At 69.9% G+C, this 17,330-nt stretch carries 15 protein-coding genes; 7 read left to right on the forward strand and 8 right to left on the reverse strand.

What is annotated here, in order from left to right:
• The first annotated feature begins 79 nt into the window (after positions 1 to 79).
• Positions 80 to 1,060 carry a hypothetical protein gene (locus tag H6726_15735; protein ID MCB9659103.1) on the forward strand — a complete coding sequence of 327 codons (981 nt, stop codon included), beginning with the start codon at positions 80 to 82 and terminating at the stop codon, positions 1,058 to 1,060.
• 69 nt (positions 1,061 to 1,129) lie between these two features.
• Here the strand turns inward: H6726_15735 and H6726_15740 are convergent, their stop codons facing one another.
• The 3 genes from H6726_15740 to H6726_15750 all read right to left on the reverse strand — a co-directional run bounded on the left by H6726_15740 (position 1,130) and on the right by H6726_15750 (position 4,197).
• Positions 1,130 to 2,059 (reverse strand): SDR family oxidoreductase, encoded by a 930-nt coding sequence (locus H6726_15740; protein ID MCB9659104.1) that lies wholly within the window; start codon positions 2,057 to 2,059, stop codon positions 1,130 to 1,132.
• Positions 2,060 to 2,239: 180 nt separating this feature from the next.
• Entirely contained in the window at positions 2,240 to 3,097 is an 858-nt protein-coding gene (locus H6726_15745) for a nuclear transport factor 2 family protein (GenBank protein MCB9659105.1), read from the reverse strand.
• 107 nt (positions 3,098 to 3,204) lie between these two features.
• The gene (locus H6726_15750) at positions 3,205 to 4,197 is read right to left on the reverse strand and encodes an acyltransferase family protein (GenBank protein ID MCB9659106.1); all 993 of its coding nucleotides are present in this window, start codon (positions 4,195 to 4,197) and stop codon (positions 3,205 to 3,207) included.
• A gap of 119 nt (positions 4,198 to 4,316) precedes the next feature.
• Between H6726_15750 and H6726_15755 the strand changes: the two genes are divergently transcribed.
• On the forward strand, positions 4,317 to 5,720 hold the full coding sequence (locus tag H6726_15755; GenBank protein ID MCB9659107.1) for a M23 family metallopeptidase: 1,404 nt from the start codon (positions 4,317 to 4,319) through the stop codon (positions 5,718 to 5,720).
• Positions 5,721 to 5,736: 16 nt separating this feature from the next.
• Here the strand turns inward: H6726_15755 and mutT are convergent, their stop codons facing one another.
• From mutT to H6726_15775, 4 genes are all read right to left on the reverse strand, one after another.
• Positions 5,737 to 6,153: an 8-oxo-dGTP diphosphatase MutT gene (mutT, locus tag H6726_15760; GenBank protein ID MCB9659108.1), complete on the reverse strand. Its 417-nt coding sequence runs from the start codon at positions 6,151 to 6,153 to the stop codon at positions 5,737 to 5,739.
• Positions 6,150 to 7,814 carry a serine/threonine protein kinase gene (locus H6726_15765; protein ID MCB9659109.1) on the reverse strand — a complete coding sequence of 555 codons (1,665 nt, stop codon included), beginning with the start codon at positions 7,812 to 7,814 and terminating at the stop codon, positions 6,150 to 6,152. Before H6726_15765 ends, mutT begins: the two co-directional genes overlap by 4 nt.
• A complete protein-coding gene (locus H6726_15770; protein ID MCB9659110.1) occupies positions 7,811 to 9,181 on the reverse strand; it encodes an SGNH/GDSL hydrolase family protein in 1,371 nt (456 codons plus the stop codon). The genes H6726_15765 and H6726_15770 overlap by 4 nt, the downstream gene beginning before the upstream one ends.
• 80 nt (positions 9,182 to 9,261) lie before the next feature.
• The gene (locus H6726_15775; protein MCB9659111.1) at positions 9,262 to 10,827 is read right to left on the reverse strand and encodes a TolC family protein; all 1,566 of its coding nucleotides are present in this window, start codon (positions 10,825 to 10,827) and stop codon (positions 9,262 to 9,264) included.
• 69 nt (positions 10,828 to 10,896) lie between these two features.
• Here H6726_15775 and H6726_15780 point away from each other — a divergent pair, with 69 nt between their 5' ends.
• The 5 genes from H6726_15780 to H6726_15800 all read left to right on the forward strand — a co-directional run bounded on the left by H6726_15780 (position 10,897) and on the right by H6726_15800 (position 16,146).
• Complete coding sequence (locus H6726_15780; GenBank protein ID MCB9659112.1) at positions 10,897 to 11,934, forward strand: aspartate-semialdehyde dehydrogenase; 1,038 nt, start codon at positions 10,897 to 10,899, stop codon at positions 11,932 to 11,934.
• Positions 11,935 to 12,002: 68 nt separating this feature from the next.
• The gene (locus tag H6726_15785; GenBank protein ID MCB9659113.1) at positions 12,003 to 13,088 is read left to right on the forward strand and encodes a hypothetical protein; all 1,086 of its coding nucleotides are present in this window, start codon (positions 12,003 to 12,005) and stop codon (positions 13,086 to 13,088) included.
• Positions 13,089 to 13,156: 68 nt separating this feature from the next.
• Positions 13,157 to 13,837: a hypothetical protein gene (locus tag H6726_15790; GenBank protein MCB9659114.1), complete on the forward strand. Its 681-nt coding sequence runs from the start codon at positions 13,157 to 13,159 to the stop codon at positions 13,835 to 13,837.
• Between the two features lie 4 nt (positions 13,838 to 13,841).
• The gene (gene truA / locus H6726_15795) at positions 13,842 to 14,711 is read left to right on the forward strand and encodes a tRNA pseudouridine(38-40) synthase TruA (GenBank protein MCB9659115.1); all 870 of its coding nucleotides are present in this window, start codon (positions 13,842 to 13,844) and stop codon (positions 14,709 to 14,711) included.
• A gap of 223 nt (positions 14,712 to 14,934) precedes the next feature.
• Entirely contained in the window at positions 14,935 to 16,146 is a 1,212-nt protein-coding gene (locus tag H6726_15800) for a hypothetical protein (GenBank protein ID MCB9659116.1), read from the forward strand.
• A gap of 299 nt (positions 16,147 to 16,445) precedes the next feature.
• Here the strand turns inward: H6726_15800 and H6726_15805 are convergent, their stop codons facing one another.
• Complete coding sequence (locus tag H6726_15805; protein ID MCB9659117.1) at positions 16,446 to 17,330, reverse strand: aminotransferase class IV; 885 nt, start codon at positions 17,328 to 17,330, stop codon at positions 16,446 to 16,448.

The following is a 17,330-nucleotide window of genomic DNA, read 5'->3' on the forward strand; positions in this document are numbered from 1 at the left end:
AATGCAGCTGGCACGCTCGTTGCGTAGAATAGCCCCGAGCCCACCCCCGTCGGCTAGGGTACAAGGAGTCGCCTCGACAATGCGTAGAGCTTCCATCTCAGCACTCATCCCTCTCTTCTTCCTCCTCCAGGGCTGTCCCGTGTGGGGGGGCGGAAACGAATTCGGATGCTCGGACGAGTACGGCTGCCCAGGCGGCTACGTCTGTGACACCGCCGGCCTCTGCCAGATTCCGGAGTGCACAGGGGACGCCGAGTGTGGCTCCCTCGAGCGATGCGTGAACCGCCTGTGCCTGCCGGACACCGACATCTGTCGTACGGACGGCGACTGCGACACTGGCAACTTCTGCGATGATACGGGGCGCTGCACCCCGAGCCCCACGTGCTCGCCGACCAACCCGTGCGTCCGACCCGACTACGTGTGTGACTTTCGTGGCAGCTGCGTGCCCGCGCCGCCCACCGGCCAGTGCTCGTCCAGCGCGCCCTGTCCCGACGACGGCATCTGCGTCGAGGGCACGTGCACGCCACCCGCTTCGGCCTGCGAGTTCGACTTCCAGTGCGGCGCCGGCAAGAGCTGCGTGAACGGCGAGTGTGTCATCATCGGCTGCGGCAGCGATGACGACTGTCCCAACGGCGCCACCTGCACCACGGGCTTCTGTTTGCCGGACACCAACCAGTGCAGTGAGAGCGACGACTGCGACGCAGGCGAACTGTGTGTGGATGGACGCTGCCTCGCTGACTGCCGCACCAACACGGCCGCGTGCAGCGATCTCGAGGTGTGCGGTCCGGACGGCTTCTGCCGGCCCGATGTCGCCCCCTCGGCGTTCTGCTCGGTCGATGGTGACTGCGCCATGGGGTCGGTCTGTCGCAGCGGGGTCTGCCGGACGCCGTGCGCCACCGGGGGCGTCACCACCTGCATGATGTTCGACGTGCAGTTCGACACCTGCGAGGATCGCGGTGACGGCCTCCTCTGCTACGACAGCACCGAGTTCACCGGGTCGAGCTGCCGCGTCGCCGCGGACTGCGCCAACGACAAGAACTGCGTCAACGGCGCCTGCCGCTGACACTCGCTTCGCCGATGACTCGGACGGGCGCACCTCCTCGGAGGGCGCCCGTCTGCGCTGCTGCCCACCTCAACGAGGCGCGACCCAGGCCCGTGGGCTCACGACGGCCTCCAGCGTCTGGTCGAGGTCGTACTTGGGGCTGAAGCCCAGCACCTCTCGGGCGCGGGAATCGTCGACCATGCAGACGTAGCGCAGGTGGTCCAGCTCGGGGGCCGGGAAGCTGGACAGCCGATAGCGGAAGAGACGGTCCAGCATGCCCGTCGCGAGCGGCCCGGGGATGGGAATGGGGGCGGTGCCGAGCTTGCGGAACATGCGGCTGAGTGGCATCTCCCCAGCGCCCCGCAGGTTGAAGATGCCACGGGCGCCGGGTCGGAGCGCGTGCTCCACGGCGCGGACCACGTCCTTCTCGTGGATGGCTTGCATCATCGGGTCGAACCCGAGCACCGTGAGCGGGCGCTCGAGGCGCAGGTAGTTGCTGGCTGCATTGCGGACGCCGCCGAGAATGTGGCAGGGGCGCAGGACGACCGTCTCGGTCTGCGGATGCCGCCAGAAGAACGACTGAGCGAGCATGTCGAGCTCGATCAGGTCGCGGATGGCCCCGAAGCCCTGCGCGCCAAGCAACGGCGCGTCCTCCGCGAGGAACTGCGGGTTGTCCGCGTGGGGACCGTACACGGCCGCGCTCGAGAGCACGACCAGCTTCTCCACCTCGTACTCGACGATGTAGTCCAGGATCTTCTGGAAGGCGACGATGTTCCAGTTGTGCCGCTCGCGCTCGCCCACCCGCGGGTCGTGCAGCACGCCGAGGTGCACCACGGCACGCACGTTCTCCGTGCGGAAGATGTCGCGCGTCTTCTTGCGGCGCACGTCCACCTGGTAGTGGACCACGTCCTTGGGCTTGTCGGGAAAGCGCCGGCGGTCGATGCCGACGACGCGCTCCGTCCGGTGCAGCTCACGCACCAGGAGCTTGCCGAGGCGTCCGCAGATGCCCGTGACGAGCACCGCTCCACGGTCGGTGTCGGTCGGGAGGGTCGCGCCTCCACCAGCGTCCGTCGCCGCGTCGACCTCCTCACCCGAGTCGACAGCCGCGGAGGGGGGGACGCTCACGCGGCGCGCTTTCGGCCGGACGCTCCGTCGACGGCTCGGCTCGCTGTTGGTTTCGTCACCCACGGACCCACCGTATCACGGCCGGGGCTGGACGCGATCCGCCGCGGCTGCGTCAAGCGCGAGTTCGAGCCTGCTCGTCACGATGCGCCCGGCGACGAGCTGCAGGTCGAGGCGGCCGAGCCGCGGTGTGGTGAGCCGCGGATCCATGTACTCCACCGTCGCGTGGACGTCGGTTGTGTCCTCGGTACCGTGGGCCGTGGCCGGTTCGACACGCGCGTCGCGCAGCCGGAAGGCAAGCCAGGGCACCTGGTGGAACACGCTCGTGAAGTAGCCCGCGACCACGTCGCGCCCACGGTGCAACGTAGGACGTCCCGCCGTGTCAGGGCGGTGCGGGTCTTCATGGACGCCGCTCGGCGCGTACAGGTCGGCCAGCGCGAGCGAGTCGCGATCGTGAAACGCCGCTACGAAGTGGCGCAGTGCCTCGGCGGGCTGGAGCGCCTCGTCTGCCGTCGCTGGAAGCGGGTCGTACACGAGGCGCGCCTCCAGGCCATTGCACCACGCGGCGCGACGCACGGAGAGCTCGAGGCGGCTCCCCCGAGCGCGAACCTCACCGAGGACATCCTCTTGTGGCAAGTGCTCGCAGCGGTCCGAGTCGGGAAACGACACACGCGCGTGTTCACGAAACGACCAGTGCGCGCCAGCCGACGGGTCCGTGGTTCGGAGCGCACCGAGACGCACGGTCTGAGCGCATTCGTCCGCCCCGAACGTGCGATCGAAGACGAACATCAGCCCCCCCGGGACCTCGTGCGCCACAAGCGTCTCGGCGAACCCGCGCACGCTCATGTCCAGGACGCCCTCGGTGCAGGTCCCCTCCAGGTACCGAAAGCGCTGCCCGGCGACGTCCCCCGCCTCCACTGGGGAGGTCCCCCGCAACGGGCCCTCAGACGCACGCTCCAGCGTGCCCTCAGCGGGCTCGCTCCCCGGTCCGGTGGCAGCACAGCCAAGCAAGGCGACACACCCGATCCACTGCGCGCAGGACCTCAAAAGAAGACGCCCTCACGCGCCTCGAGCCCACGCTGCAGCATGCTCTCGATGGCCGTGCGCACCGACCAGACCTTCTCCTCGATGACCGCGTCGTCGTCGTCCGGGTCGCCCTCGAAGCGCAGCGGCTCACCGAAGTACAGGTGGTACTTGGTGGGCAGGGGCGCGAGCATGCCGACGAACAGCTGCGGGATGACGGGAAACGCGGGCATCCCGAGCAGCTTGGCCAGCGGCTTGATGTCCCCGAGAGACGGGTACTGCTCTTCGGCGCCGACGACCGCCACAGGCACGATGGGCGTCTGCGTCTCGAGCGCGAGCCGCATGAAGCCGAGCCCGAAGGGGGTCATCTGGTACCGCTTATCGAAGGTCTTACTGATGCCGCGCGCCCCCTCGGGGAACACCACCAGGCTCTCCTCGTTCTCCAGCAACCGACGCGCGTTCGCCGGGCTGCCGACCACTTGACCCACCCGCGGGAACAACACCGAGACGAACGGAAGCTCCGCCGTCCACTTCTCCACCATGCTCCGTGGGAAGCGCGGCGGGTCTGCGTCCATCATCAGCGCGGTGGCGATCATCACGCCATCGAGCGGCACCTGGCCCGAGTGGTTGGCGATGACCAGCAAGCGGCCGTCCCCTGGCACGTTCTCGACGCCGTGCACCTCGGTGCGGAAGTAGTAGCGATGCAAGAGCGCGGCACCCGCGAGGACGTAGCGGGTCGTATCGGGGTCGAAGCCGAAGGGGTCGTGCCCCGTCTCGTTGTGATGCGTCCGGATGCGGGCGATCTTCGCGTCGATGTCCTCGCCCAGGACGTCCTCGGCGAACCGCACCACGCGGTCTCCGACGACTCTCGAGAAGCGCGGCGAGCTCTCGCCCCTCAGCGGAAGCGGTGAGGCATCGGTAGCTTCCTCGCCGCGGGAGCTGGACGAATGCAGGCGCCCGCGCGCGCCAGCGAGAGGGGGCGGTGCGGACGCTTCCTGATCGGTCTTCGCCATGGCGCTGATGGTGGCGACGCGCACGGCGGCCGTCAACGAGGACACGGCTCGCCAGGTAGGCCGTTCTCGGCTCTGTCGAAAAATTGACCATACGCGCTGCTTCGTGTTCTCGACGAGGGATGCGACGGTTCACGCCCTTCGTCTTGCTGACGGCCTTGCTCTCGACCGCAGGGGTCCCGTGGTCGTCGATGAACGTCGATGCTCAGGCGCCCGCCGCCACGCGCGGCGCGGTCAGAGGTGCCCGGGACGCACACGAACCCCACGACGATGGCGAAGACGACATCGAGGACGCCGACGGGGACGCGCCTCGTGCTCGCACGCGACGCCGCTACGACTACTCGCGCTACAGCGACGGGCCGCGACGCGTGCCGACTGCGCGCGGGAGCACGCTCGCGCGGCAGCGCGAGCTGGGTATGGGGACGCGGGAGGCTGCGAGTCGCCTCCTGACCGGACGTCCCGAACCACGCTGGGTCGCCGCCGCTCGAGGCGACGTGGGCGAGCACCTGCTGTGGCCGGTGCAGACCGGTCGCTTCGGGCGCGGCTTCGGCTACGTGCGGCAGACTCGCCCGGACAAGCGGCACGATGGCGTGGACGTGGTCGCTGCAGAGGGCAGCACCGTACGCGCCGTGGCGGACGGGATCGTGGCCTACGCGGACAACGAAGTGCGCGGCTTTGGGAACCTGCTGTTGGTCGTTCACCCGAACGGCTGGGTGTCCCTCTACGCGCACCTGTACCGGATCACGGTCCCAGCCGGGTACCGCGTCCAGGCCGGCGAGCGCGTCGGGTTCGTGGGCAACACGGGCATCTCGCACGCACCGCACCTGCACTTCGAGCTGCGCGTGGAAGGACGCGCCGTGAACCCCCTGCCGCACTTCGAGGGGCGTCCGTGGATCGACGCCTACCGCACATGGCAACGCCGACTGGCGGACGGGACCTATCGTGCCCCCACCGATCACCGAACCTTGCCGGGGTCGTCGCGGGACCCCTCGGGTCCGAACGACCGTGCCGTGCCAGCGCGTGACGAGGATACCGTCGCGGTCGTGGAAGCTGCGGAGACACCCGACCGTTCGGACGCTACCGATCCCGCCTCGGTGGCGCAACGGCTGCTGTCGGACCCGCCCTCGCGGGAGCTGCGTGAGATGGCGGCGGGGCGGACGTTCCGCAACGCGCTGTGGCCTCTGCGCGGTGGCAACGTGCACCGTCGGTATCAGGCGGCGCGTCACGGGGTGGAGCTCGGTGGCGAGCGGGGGACGGCGGTGCGCGCTGCGAGTGACGGTCTGATCGCGTACACTGGCCCTCTCCGCGGGCTCGGCGACGTGGTGGTCCTCGTCCACAGCAACGGCTGGGTGTCCGTGTATGCGCACCTCGGCGCAAGCAGCGTGGAGATTGGCCAACCGGTCCGACGCGGCGAGTGGATCGGGGAGCTCGGACGGCGGCCGCTGCACTACCGTCTCGTGGTGGAGGGGCGCACGGTGGACCCCGCCCCGCACCTCGCGCAGCTCCCCGAAGGCGTACGCCTCTGAAGCGGCCCGGGCTCGCTCAGCCTGCGGGTCGAGGGGCGAAGGCCCCACCGCGAGCCAAGAGCTTACGCAGTACGGGTACGTCTGCCGGCGGCAGCTCGTAGCGCGACAGCTCCTCGAGGGTGCACCACGCGTGGTCGGCGATCTCGATGTGGCGAAGCTCCCCTCCGCGCAGCCGACACGCATAGAACAGCAACAGCACCTCTCGCTCGGGGTAGATGTGATGCGTGACCTCCAGGATGTCGACGGGCTCTACCCGGATGCCGCACTCCTCGAGGCACTCGCGCACGACGCAGTCCATGGGTGCCTCCCCCTCCTCGAGCTTTCCTCCAGGGAACTCCCAAGCGCCAGCGAGGTGGCCCTTGTCGAGGCGACGCGTCAGCAGGATGCGCCCTTCGTGCTCGACGACCGCAGCGGCGACGACGATGCGCTTCATGGTGCTGGCGTCGCGGTCGGTCCGCCTCCCCCCTCGTCGCTGCCGCCCCCAGCACCGCCACCGCCACCGCCACCGCCACGGCGAAGCTGAGCCTCGAGGCGCGCAATGGTGGCCTGTGCTGCCGCCAGCTCGCTGCGAGCGGCGCTGAGATCGTTCTGGAGCGCCGTGAGGCGCGCGTCGGACTGGGTCGCCCGCCTCTCTGCGGCGGCCGCCTCGCCCTGCAGGAGCGCCACCTGGGTCTCCAGCTGTGCGGCCCGCACCTCCGCGCGCTGCTGGGCCGCGCGCGCGGCGTCGCGCTGCTGGGTCGCGCTGTCCCGAGCCGTGCTCGCGTTCTGCGCGTCCTGCTCCGCCCGCCTGCGCGCCGCCTCGGCCGCGTCCCGCTCGCGGGCGGCCGCCTCGGCGGCCCGCGTGGCGGCGTTGGCCTGCTGGACGGACCGCTCTTGCGCAGCCTGCGCTCGCGCTGCGGCCTCTTCGGCCGCGGCTCGCAGGCGACGCGCATTCGCAGCGGCGCTGGCAGACTGGCTCCCACGGCGTTGCGCCTCCTCGGCCGCCGCGAGCGCCGCAGCAGCCTCGTCTGCGGCTGCGGCTGCGCGTCGCTTGGCCTCGGCGGCCTCCTCGTCCAGGGCGGCCACCCGAGACTCTTGCGCCTCCACGTTCTCCTCCAGGTCCGTGATGCGCTCGCCCGCCTCGGCCACCTGCCCGCTGAGCTCCACCGACGCGGACTCGAACGTGCGCGCCTTCATCAGCTGGAACACTCCCCACGTCGCGACCGCAGCCACCACGGACGCGACGAAGAGGATCCACAGCGCGCGACGACGACGACGCTCTGGCTGTAGCAAGACGTCGAGCTCGCGCCGGAACTCGTCCGCCGTCGGCCGCTGCGCGGGGTCGATGGCGAGCCAGCGCGCGAACGACTTGCGCAGATAGCGCAGCGAACGCCCCCTGGGCGGTGAGACCAACTCCGTCGCGCGGCGCTCGAGGAACGCCTGCACGTCGTCCTGTGATTCGGGGAGCTCGGGCATCGTCCCGGGCTCGAGCACCTCACGCAACGTCAGCGCCAGCGCGAACACGTCGGCCTTGCCATCGACGGTGGGGTCCGGCATTGGCCACGAGCCAGCGACCTCGGGAGCGAAGTATGCGAGGCTGCCCGCCGCCATCAGCTCGCCGGAGCGCACGGCGACACCCAGGTCCAGCAGCTGGGGCTGCAGCTCGTCATAGCCCGTCACCGTGGAGAGAAACACGTTTGCGGGCTTGAGGTCTTGGTGTCGGATGCCCACGGCGTGCAGGGCCGCCAGCCCCGCCGCGAGCTTCTCGAACACGGGCTTCGCCTCCTGGCGCGAGAGGACCATCTCCTCGAGGGTCTCCCCTTCGAGCCAGGGCATCGCGAACCACAAGCGCCCCTCGTGCCAGCCATAGTCGAGAAAGTGCAGCACGGACGGGTGGTGCACGGCAGACAGCAACTCCAGCTCGCGCATGGCGGCAGTGCGCTGATCCTCCGTGCGCGCGGGGTGGCGCATGAGCTTGATGGCCACGCGGTGTCCGCGCACGTTGCGGTCCTGTGCGCGGTAGACCTCTCCTTGAGCCCCTGCGCCAACGGGAGCGTCGATCAAGAAGCGTTGGCCGATGGGGGTGCCGGCCGCGAGAGTGTAGGCGTCGCTCATGGGGCTTCGAGGACTGCGACGATGTACTCGCCGAGGTGTTCACCCGCCGCGTCCACGAACGTGTCGAGCGACAGATAGTGAGTGCCCGCGTCCAGGCTGAGGGAGAGATCTTGATGGTGGCGCGCCACGCAGTCTGCACCCGTGAGACCCGAGAGCACGTGCACGTCGATGTCCACCATGCCGCGGTCGAAGACCAACACGCGTATCGTGGTTGGCGTCGCGAGATCGAGGCGGTACAGCAGCTCGGGGCCGGACTCGTCCTGCGTGGCCGAGCAACCTGGGTAGGTGTCGATGTTGTCGTGAGCCCCGAAGAGCGTGTTCGCGACGTGCGAGAAAGGCAGCCCCGGGATCACGAACGGCGCGTCTGGTGAGCCGTCACCGACGAGCCGCGGCCCCGCCGGATCGGGCGCGGCGCCCCCGTCGACGACGCGCAGCGCTCGGTCGAGGGTCTGCAGCGTGAGGAGGTTGCGGACGTTGTAGCCAAACTGAAGTCCCTCCTCCGTGAGGACACACGCGCCGCCGCCGAACGCTGCCGGGTGAAGGTCGTCCGGACCGAGTCCGTGCGCGGGCAGGGGCAGCAGTTCGCGGTGCAGGTCGATGAACGGTACTTGGCGCGCCTGCGCCACGGCGCGGACCGCCATGTTGAAGGCAGGCACCTCGAGATCACTGGTCGGGTTGTCGTCCCGCGGCATGATGCTGGACCACATCGGGATGATTCCCTCGTCGAGGAGTTGATCCGTCAGATCGAGCACGCTGTTCGCGTAGTTGAACACGTTCGTCTGCTCGATGTCGTTCGTGCCGTACATCACGACCGCGTAGCGGGGGTTGGCGGCCATGACCTCGGTGTCGAGCGGGGACGGATCCCCAGCGATGGCCCAGGCGGCGCCTCGCCCGACCTCGGTGGCCTGGCTGGTCCGGCCGAACGGGCTGCTGCCGTCGATGTCGCCCCCTAGGAAGTGGTCGAGCGTGGGCTGGAGGCCGCTCCGCCCGTCGAGGTCCACGTTGCTGCCTGCGAAGCAGTGCAGAAAGGCGTTGCTGTACGTGGCCGAGGCGCCCACCTTGATGAACACGTCCTCCGCCGAGCCGCCACGGGCGACGACTTCGCGCAGGTGCGCGGCCACGTGCGGCGTGATGGGGGAGAGCGTGCGGTCGTCTGGGTATGACGTGGGGTAGGTAGCGCTGTCCATTCCGAGGTCCACGCCCGCGTCCCCACTGCCCAGATCGCCTCCCCCGTCGCCCCCTTGGTCGTAGCGGAACGTCGTGTCTCGGTCGTCCACACACCCCGTGGCCGTCCCCAGGAGAGCCAGCCAGGCCGCAAAGAGTGCCCCCGTGCGATGCGCCGGGCGCGGCTGGTCAGGAGCGGTCACTGCGCGAGTGTAGCGACAGGCCACCGCCGCCGGCAATGTCTCGCAGCGGGTCATGGTCGACCCCTCACGGCTGGGTTCACTCACTCGGCGGACGGAGTGCTCGCAGCGCCATCGCGGGCTGCCGAGACACCGGTGACTGCGTGGCGCAGGCGGACGCGCGCCAACAGCTCGCCGATCTCGGCGTTGAGCAGCGCCACGTGCGCCTGGGCTCGCTCGAGGCGGGCATCGACGACGTCGCTCTGCACCACCGTCCCCGCCTCGAGCTGCGCCCAACGCAGGCGGTAGCTCTCGTCCGCGGCGCGCACCTGCGCTTGCGCCGCCATCACGGCCTGCTCCGCCGCAGCGAGCTGGTGATAGGCGGAGGCTACCTCGAGGCGCACGCCGTCGCGCACGCGCTGGACGTCAGCCTCGAGCTGCAGGAGCTGGGCCTGGGCGCTCTGCGCCTGCTGGCGAGCATCGAGCGTCTGCTGGAGCGACCAGCTGACGACAGCGCTGACGTCCCAGGCGGGCGTGAACTCCGCGCGCTGTGGGAACACCCTCGGGTTGGGGTTGGCGTAGACGAAGTTGGCCTGCACGGCGAGCCGTGGGTACTGAGCGCCGCGTGCGCTGCGGAGCTGATGACCCCTCGCGTCGCGCAGCGACGCCAGCGCCACCAGCTCCGGACGCTCGCGCTCGGCCATCTCTTGCAGCTCGTCCAGCGTGCCGACCGGCACGGTCTGGCTTCGGCTGACGGCGACCCGCACCTCGAGCTGGCCCTGGACGTGGGTCAGCGCGCGTAGCGCCTCGAGCGTCAGCGCGACGCCCATGTCTGCCTGCGCCACGGCGACCTGGGCCGCGGCCACCCCGGCGTCGACTCGCATCAGCTCGACGGGCGCGGCGGCCCCCTCGCGCACCAGGGTCGCGACACGCTCTCGGTGCGCCTCCGCCTGCCCGAGCGCGTCGCGCGCGACCTGCTGCGCGGCCACGGCTCGCACGTGCTCGTAGAAGGCCTCCCGCGCCTGGAGCGTCACGCTACGCTGCTCGACCTCGGCCTGCACGCGCTGGGCGTCCAGCGCGGCGTCGGTCGCCCTGACCTGGGGCAGTACGGTGAGGAAGAGGTCGGTGAGGGGGTATGAGATGCTCGCCGTGAAAGCGTACTGGTTCCGGAGGATCGGGAAGGACGTGTTGGTCAGGCCGTCGATCAGACCTCGGAAGACGAGCCGCGCGTTGGGGTCGGCCACGTTGGCGATGGCGTTGTCGATGAGGGGGTTGTCGACGCCTCCGCCGATGGAGCCGTTCTGGATGTTGGAGATGCGGGTGTAGCGGAAGCCGAGCTGCACCTCGGGGACGAACCCGAGCAGCGCGCGGCGCGCACCTGCCCGTGCGGCTTCGACCGAAGCCCGTGCGGCTTCGATGCTCGGCGCGCTGGCCAGTGCCGCGGCAACCACCTGTTCCTCGTCCAACCCCTGGCTCCCATCGACCGCGAGCGCCCCGAGCTCCGACGCAGCTTCCTCCCCCGCCTGGGCTGCCAAGGCCGCGTCGTCGCGGGGGTCCTGGGCGCGAGCCGCAGACGGGGGACTCAGCACCCACCCGACGAGCGCGAGAGGCAGCACTACGCGCGTCGGAAAGAGCCTCGGGCCAACGCGAAAGCTGAGCGGGCGAAACATGAGCACCTCCAGGAAACGACCGCCCGCGCGAGTTGACACGGCAACGGAAGCGCCTATTACCTGCTCCCTATGCCTCGTCAGTTCAAGGTCGCAGTGGTCGGTGCCACCGGTGCCGTCGGTCAAGAGATGTTGCGCGTGCTCGAAGAGCGGAATTTTCCGGTCGGCGAGCTCGTGCCGGTCGCCTCGGCGCGGAGCGCGGGCAAGACTGTGACCTTCAAGGGACAGGAGCACACCGTGGTGGCGATCTCGCCGGAGGCCTTCGACGGCGTCGAGCTGGCGTTGTTCTCGGCGGGCGGCGGCACGTCGCTCGAGTGGTCGCCCATCGCGGCCAGCAAGGGCGCGCTGGTGGTGGACAACAGCTCGGCGTGGCGGCGCGACCCCGAGGTCCCCCTCGTCGTGCCCGAGGTCAACCTGGACCACGCCGCCAATCGGCCCAAGGGCATCATCGCGAACCCCAACTGCAGCACCATCCAGATGGTGGTCGCGCTCAAGCCCATCCACGACGCCGCGCGTCTGAAGCGCGTCGTCGTCGCCACGTACCAGGCCATCAGCGGCGCGGGCGCGCAGGCCGTCGAGGCGTTCCGCACGCAGGCGCGCGAGTACGGCGAGGGCAAGGACCCGAAGGACATCACGGCCGGCAAGCTGGGCGACGTCCTGGCGGGTTCGCTGCTGATGCGCTGGACCCCCGACGCGGCCAGCGGCTACCAGGAAGAAGAGCTGAAGATGGTCGTCGAGACCCAGAAGATCTTCGGCGACGACACCATCCGCGTGTCCCCGACGGCCGTGCGCGTGCCGGTGGAGTCGGGCCACAGCGAGGCTGTGACGGTGGAGACCCACGAGCCAATGGACGCGGCGCGTGCGCGTGCGCTGCTGGAGAAGGCCCCCGGTGTCGTCGTCGTCGACGACTTCGCGGCCGGCGTGTACCCCAAGCCCGCGGACGCCGTGGGTCAGGACCCCGTCTACGTGGGGCGCATCCGCGACGACGTGGGCAACCCCGGCGGCATCCAGATGTGGGTCGTCTCGGACAACCTCCGCAAGGGCGCGGCCCTGAACGCCGTGCAGATCGCGGAGGGTGTGCTCATCGGTCCCGACGCGTTCAAGCGATGACGTTTTGTCACGGTCCGGCAGGTCAATCGCCGGTCCGTGCCAGAATGTCCGGTCGCGCGCACACAGCCGTGACAAGATACGAGAATCACGCTTCGCCGAGGCTCGCCGAGCTGGCGCGGCCCTTGCTAGAGAACCGGGAACTTATGCGTATCCCACGCGCCTTGGCGCTCCTTGCACCCGTCCTGCTCTCCCTCCCCTCGTCAGCCGCCGCGCAGACGCAGGGGGAAATCACCATCACGATGACCTCCGTGTCCCAGGGCGGCACGCAGATCCGCTCGACGGTGGAGGACGAGGACTTCTCCACCCGCGGCTTCAACGCCGACGAGTGCGATATCGCAGACGACATTACAGCTCAGTTCGCTCTGCTGAACCTTCCAACCGCAACGACCTTCGTCGATGCCTGGCTCGGCAACAGCTCCCAGGACTGCTCCACAGCGGATGCGCGCCAGACGGGCACACAGCGCCAGTGCATCCACCTCGGCAACCCATCCGTGGCGTCCAACACCATCTCGGTTCCGCTCTCCGAGATGCTGAATCCAGATGACAGCGCCTGCGACGGAACGCCGCAGAACGGCGCCAAGTTCAACCTCTGGCTCTTCGCGACGAACTCCACGGAGACCACCGGCGAGGTGGACGTCTCCCAGTTTGGCTACGTGACGTTCACCATCGATGTCGCCGCGCCGGAGGTCCCGGCGCTCGATGCGACGACGCTCACAGGAGGCAGCGCTGTCTCGGTCTCGTGGGCCACGCCCGTCGGCGAGATCAGTCCCCAGTTCCGCGTGTTCGTGGATGACTCCGTCGCGGACTGCAGCGCGGCGAGTTCGCTGATGCCCGGCGGTGAAGCGCCGGACGACTCGACACACCAGACCACTGACAGCGACTACAGCGTAACCCTCTCGGGTTTCGCGGTCGGACGCGAAGTGGCGGTGTACGTCGCGTCGGTCGACCAATCCGAGAACGTCAGCGTGCTGTCCGAGCGGGTGTGTGTGACGGTCGTCCAGACCGTCGGCTTCTGTGAGGCCCTGGAAGCGTCGGGCGAGGAGTGCACCAACTCGTGCGCGGTCGGCTCTCCTGGGTCGGGCTCGACAACGCACGTTTGGTGGCTCGTCGGATGTGCCGTGGCGCTTGCCGCACGCCGGAGGTGGCGGTCATGACCGGGATCTGCGCGGAAAGGGCCGTCCCACTGAGGGTCGCGGGCGTGCTGACGTGCGCCCTAGTCGCCATGACGTGGCTCGTCAGTCCGCAGCGAGCCTCGGCACAGTACTCCGACGAGTACCGCACGCGCGGCACCTCTCCCGAGCGCTTCGACTGGCAGCTGCACATCGGGCCCTACACCCCCTACGTGGGCAGCAGCGCCTTCCAGGACATCTTCGGCGGCGACGGCGGGCCCATGCTCGCGATGGAGCTGGACACGCACATCGTGCGCATCCCCTACGTGGGGCCGCTCGGTGTCGGTGTGCGTGGCGGCTGGGCCCGCTACCGCGCGCGGTCTTGCGCGGTGGATGCGGGTGGCGCCCCCGACTGCGACAATCGGACGGACGAGAAGGAAAAGTTCGTCCTCCTGCCCGTCACCATCATGGCCACGCTGCGTGTGGACGTGCTGGCGCGCGAGCTCAACTTCCCGTTGGTCATCACCGGCAAGCTGGGCATGGACAGCTTCTTCTGGCGCTCGCGGCGCGGGGGAAGCTCGCAGGGCAGCGGTCGCAGCATCGGGATGCGCTGGGGCGTCATGTTCGCGCTGGAGCTGGACTTCATCGAGCCGCGCGCCGCGCGACGCCTGGACGAGGACTGGGGCATCAACCACAGCTACCTGTTCGTGGAGCTGTACGGCTCGCTGTTCGGCTCGAACATCCCCATGCGCGATGCGTTCACCTGGAGCGCGGGCCTCGGGCTCTCGTTCTAGCCGCATGTCCGAGAGCGCCCCGCCGCGTGAGGCCCCGTACCCGCACGGAGTGCGCCTCTTCGTGCGCTACGACGGGACCGACTTCCACGGCTGGCAGTACCAGGAGAGCGTCCGCACCGTGCAGGGCGAGCTCGAGCGGGCCATCGCCAAGATGGCCGGAGCGGAGTTCAGCCGCGTGCGCGGGGCCAGCCGCACGGACGCAGGGGTCCACGCAGCTGGCCAGGTGGCCTCGTTCGACTGCGCGCGGGAGATCGCGCCGCGCGGCTGGGTGATGGGGCTCAATGGCTACCTGCCGGACGACGTGGCGGTCTCGCACGCGGAGGCGTGCCCGCCTGACTATCAGCCGCGCTTCGACACGTTTGAGAAGACGTACCACTACCGCGTCTATTGCGGACGCGTGCGTGACCCACTGCGCGCCCGCAACGCCTGGTACGTGGGGCCCGGCTTGGCCCGCAAGGACCTGCGCGAGCGCACGGACGACGTGAACACCTACCTCGACCTCGAGGCCATGCAGCAAGCAGCGCGCGCGCTCGAGGGAGAGCATGACTTCCGGGCGTTCCGGGCTGCGGACGACGAACGCGAGTCCACCATTCGTCGCATGGAGAGCGTCACCGTCACACGAGGCCACGAGCCCGGCGACCTGCTGATCGCGGTGCGGGGCAGCGCGTTCATGAAGAACATGGTGCGCATCATGGCCGGCACGCTGGTCGAGGTGGGGCGCACGCGGATGTCCCCCGCCGTGGTGGGCTCGCTGCTGGGTCCCGATGCCCGCCGCGAAGACGGAGGGCCCACGGCGCCCGCCCACGGCCTGACGCTCATGGGGATGCGGCTGGGCCGGCTGGCGGCGTCGGGCCTGACGGCGCGGGGCGCATAGCCGCGGGGGTCGTCGCATGACCTGGCTGGGGCGGTTCGTCGCGTCACCCGACGACAGCGGGTTGGCCGCGTGACCTGACGGATGCGGGTCGTCGTACAACGCGCCGGGTGCAGGGGCGCCCCGGGGCGCGACGAGCGCATCCTCGCGCACACGCTCCAGCATGTTTCATCCGCGCTCGTCCGCGACGGTGCGCGCACCGCCCAGACGACTTACCCTGGGATCGATGCGTTGCTCGTGGGCCCTGTCGTCTGTCCTCCTATGCCTGCTGGGCATCGGCGTCGTGCCCGTAGCGCAGGCGCAGCCCGAGCACGGCGCGTGGGGCAACCCCGGGGACACCATCGTGGGCGTGGACGCGCGCGCCCCGCTCCCGGCCAGCCCAGCCGACTACACGCGCGAACGAGTGGGAGCGGTCATCTGGGACTACCCCACGCAGGCCGCCGGCCCCACGCGAGCTCTGATCGACGCGTGGCGGCCCGCCTGGGACCGCATCGAGAGCGACCTCGGCGAAGCGCTCGACAGCCAGATGCACATCCGTGTCGCGCGCAACGCAGAGGAGATGCACGCCCTCGCGCCGGTGGGCGCGCCGCCCCCCGAGTACGCGGCCGGGGTGACGTACCCATCGCTGGGGCTCATCCTGCTGTCGTTCACGGCGCCGCAGGGGGTCGAGCCCCCCGACATCGAGAAAGTGCTCGTCCACGAGCTGTCCCACCTCGCGTTGCACCGCGCGGTCCAAGGGCACCCCGTGCCCCGCTGGTTCACGGAGGGCCTCGCCATCCAGCAAGCCAACGAGCTGTCCTTCGAGCGCGCCAAGGTGCTCATGCGCGCGGCCTTCGGCAGTGAACGCATCCCGCTGGCCGAGCTTTCTCAGCGCTTTCCCGAGCGCGCGTATCAGGTAGACCTGGCGTACGCCCAGAGCGCCGACATCGTCCGCTATCTGCTCGACGACCCGCGCGGACGGGCGAAGCTCCGGCGGCTCGTGAGAGAGCTGCGTGGCGGCGCGCCGTTCGCCGACGCCCTCGAGGCCGCCTACTACGTGCGCCCCGCGGAGCTGGAGCGCGAGTGGGTGGCCGACCTCGGCGCCCGCAACCGCTGGTTCCCCGTGCTGGTCGGCGGCGGGGTCGCGTGGGCCATCGCCGCGCTCCTCTTACCCATCGCCTACGTTCGGCGTCGGCGTCGCGCGAAGGAGAAGCTGGAGGCCATGGCGCGCCGAGAGACGGCCGAGCGCGCCGCCCGGCTGCGCGAGCTCACGGAGACCCTCGAAGCGCGCCGGCAGTTGTGGGTGGTCTCGGTCAGCGGGTCCCAACCCGGGAGCGACGCAGACGCGTCCGACGCTCCCAGACCGCCCGTGGAAGCCATCCGCCGTGATCACGTGCGGGACGCCGACGGTACCCTCCCGGTGGTGCGCGTCGGCGACGAGACGCACACGCTACACTGACGGAACGGCGAAGCCCCGCGCGTCACGGGGTTCCGTGGCATGGCGGGGCGAACCTGGCGGGGGCGCTGCCCGTACGGCGGGACTACTTGCTCTCGGGGTGGATCGGGAACTTGGGGGTCGTCCCGTTCTTCTCGAGCTTCTTCTTGCGCGCGCGGCCCATCTTGGTGGACTTGTTCTGGCGCCGGGTCTTGGTCTTGCTAGTCGCGGACATGGGGCGCGTTGTAGCGGGCCCTCCTCTCCCGGGCAAGGGCATTTTTATGTGCTAGTGCTGGGAGCCGTGCGTCGGACGCGGTGTTCGGTCAAGCGCCAGTCTCCTCGCGCCGCGTTTGGGCGCGCACGACCTCCCGGTAGGCGGCGTGCAGCTGGGCGACGACGGGACCTGGCCGGCCGTCGGCGATCCGACGGTCGTCCACCTGCACCACGGGGACCACCTCGCGAATGCTGCTGGTGATGAAGACCTCGTCGGCGGCATAGAGGTCGGCCGGGAACAGCGCCTCCTCGTCCACGGGCAGCCCCACCCGGCGCGCCGCTTCGAGCACGGTCCGGCGCGTGATGCCGTCCAGGATGCCCGCCTCGGGGCGCGGCGTGCGCAGCCGCCCGCCCGTGACCACGAACACGTTGGAGCTGGCGCCCTCGAGGACCTCTCCGCCGCGGCCCGTGATGATGGCTTCGTGCGCGCCTTGCTGCTTGGCGGCGTGCACGGCCAGCAGATTGGCGAGGTAGTTGGAGGCCTTGACGCCGGCGGCTTGGGGGTCGTCCGTAGGTCGCGAGACCTGTGCCACGCGCACGGAGACGCCGTGGGTGTAGTGCGCAGCCGGCACGGTGGGCACCGGCGCTGCGATGATGACGCGCGTGGGCTCTTTGGCCGTGGTGAGGTCGTAGGTGAGCGGCCCGCTCCCGCGCGTGATGACGACGCGGACGTAGCTGTCCGAATTGCCGGACGCGACGTGCGCACGCGCCACCTCGTCTCGCAGCTGGTCGATGGACACGGGCAACGCGATGAGCAAGCGCTGGGCCGACCGCGCGAGGCGCTCGAGGTGCTCGAGCTCGGCGAACGGTACGCCGTCGTAGGTTCGATACACCTCGAACACGCTGTCTCCATAGAGGAAGCCGCGGTCGAACACGGAGACCTTCGCGTCGGACTCCGCGAAGATCTCCCCGTTGATGGAGACGACGGTGGGCAC

It is taken from the genome of Sandaracinaceae bacterium (genome assembly GCA_020633055.1).
Lineage (GTDB): Bacteria > Myxococcota_A > Polyangia > Polyangiales > Houyiibacteriaceae > JADJJE01.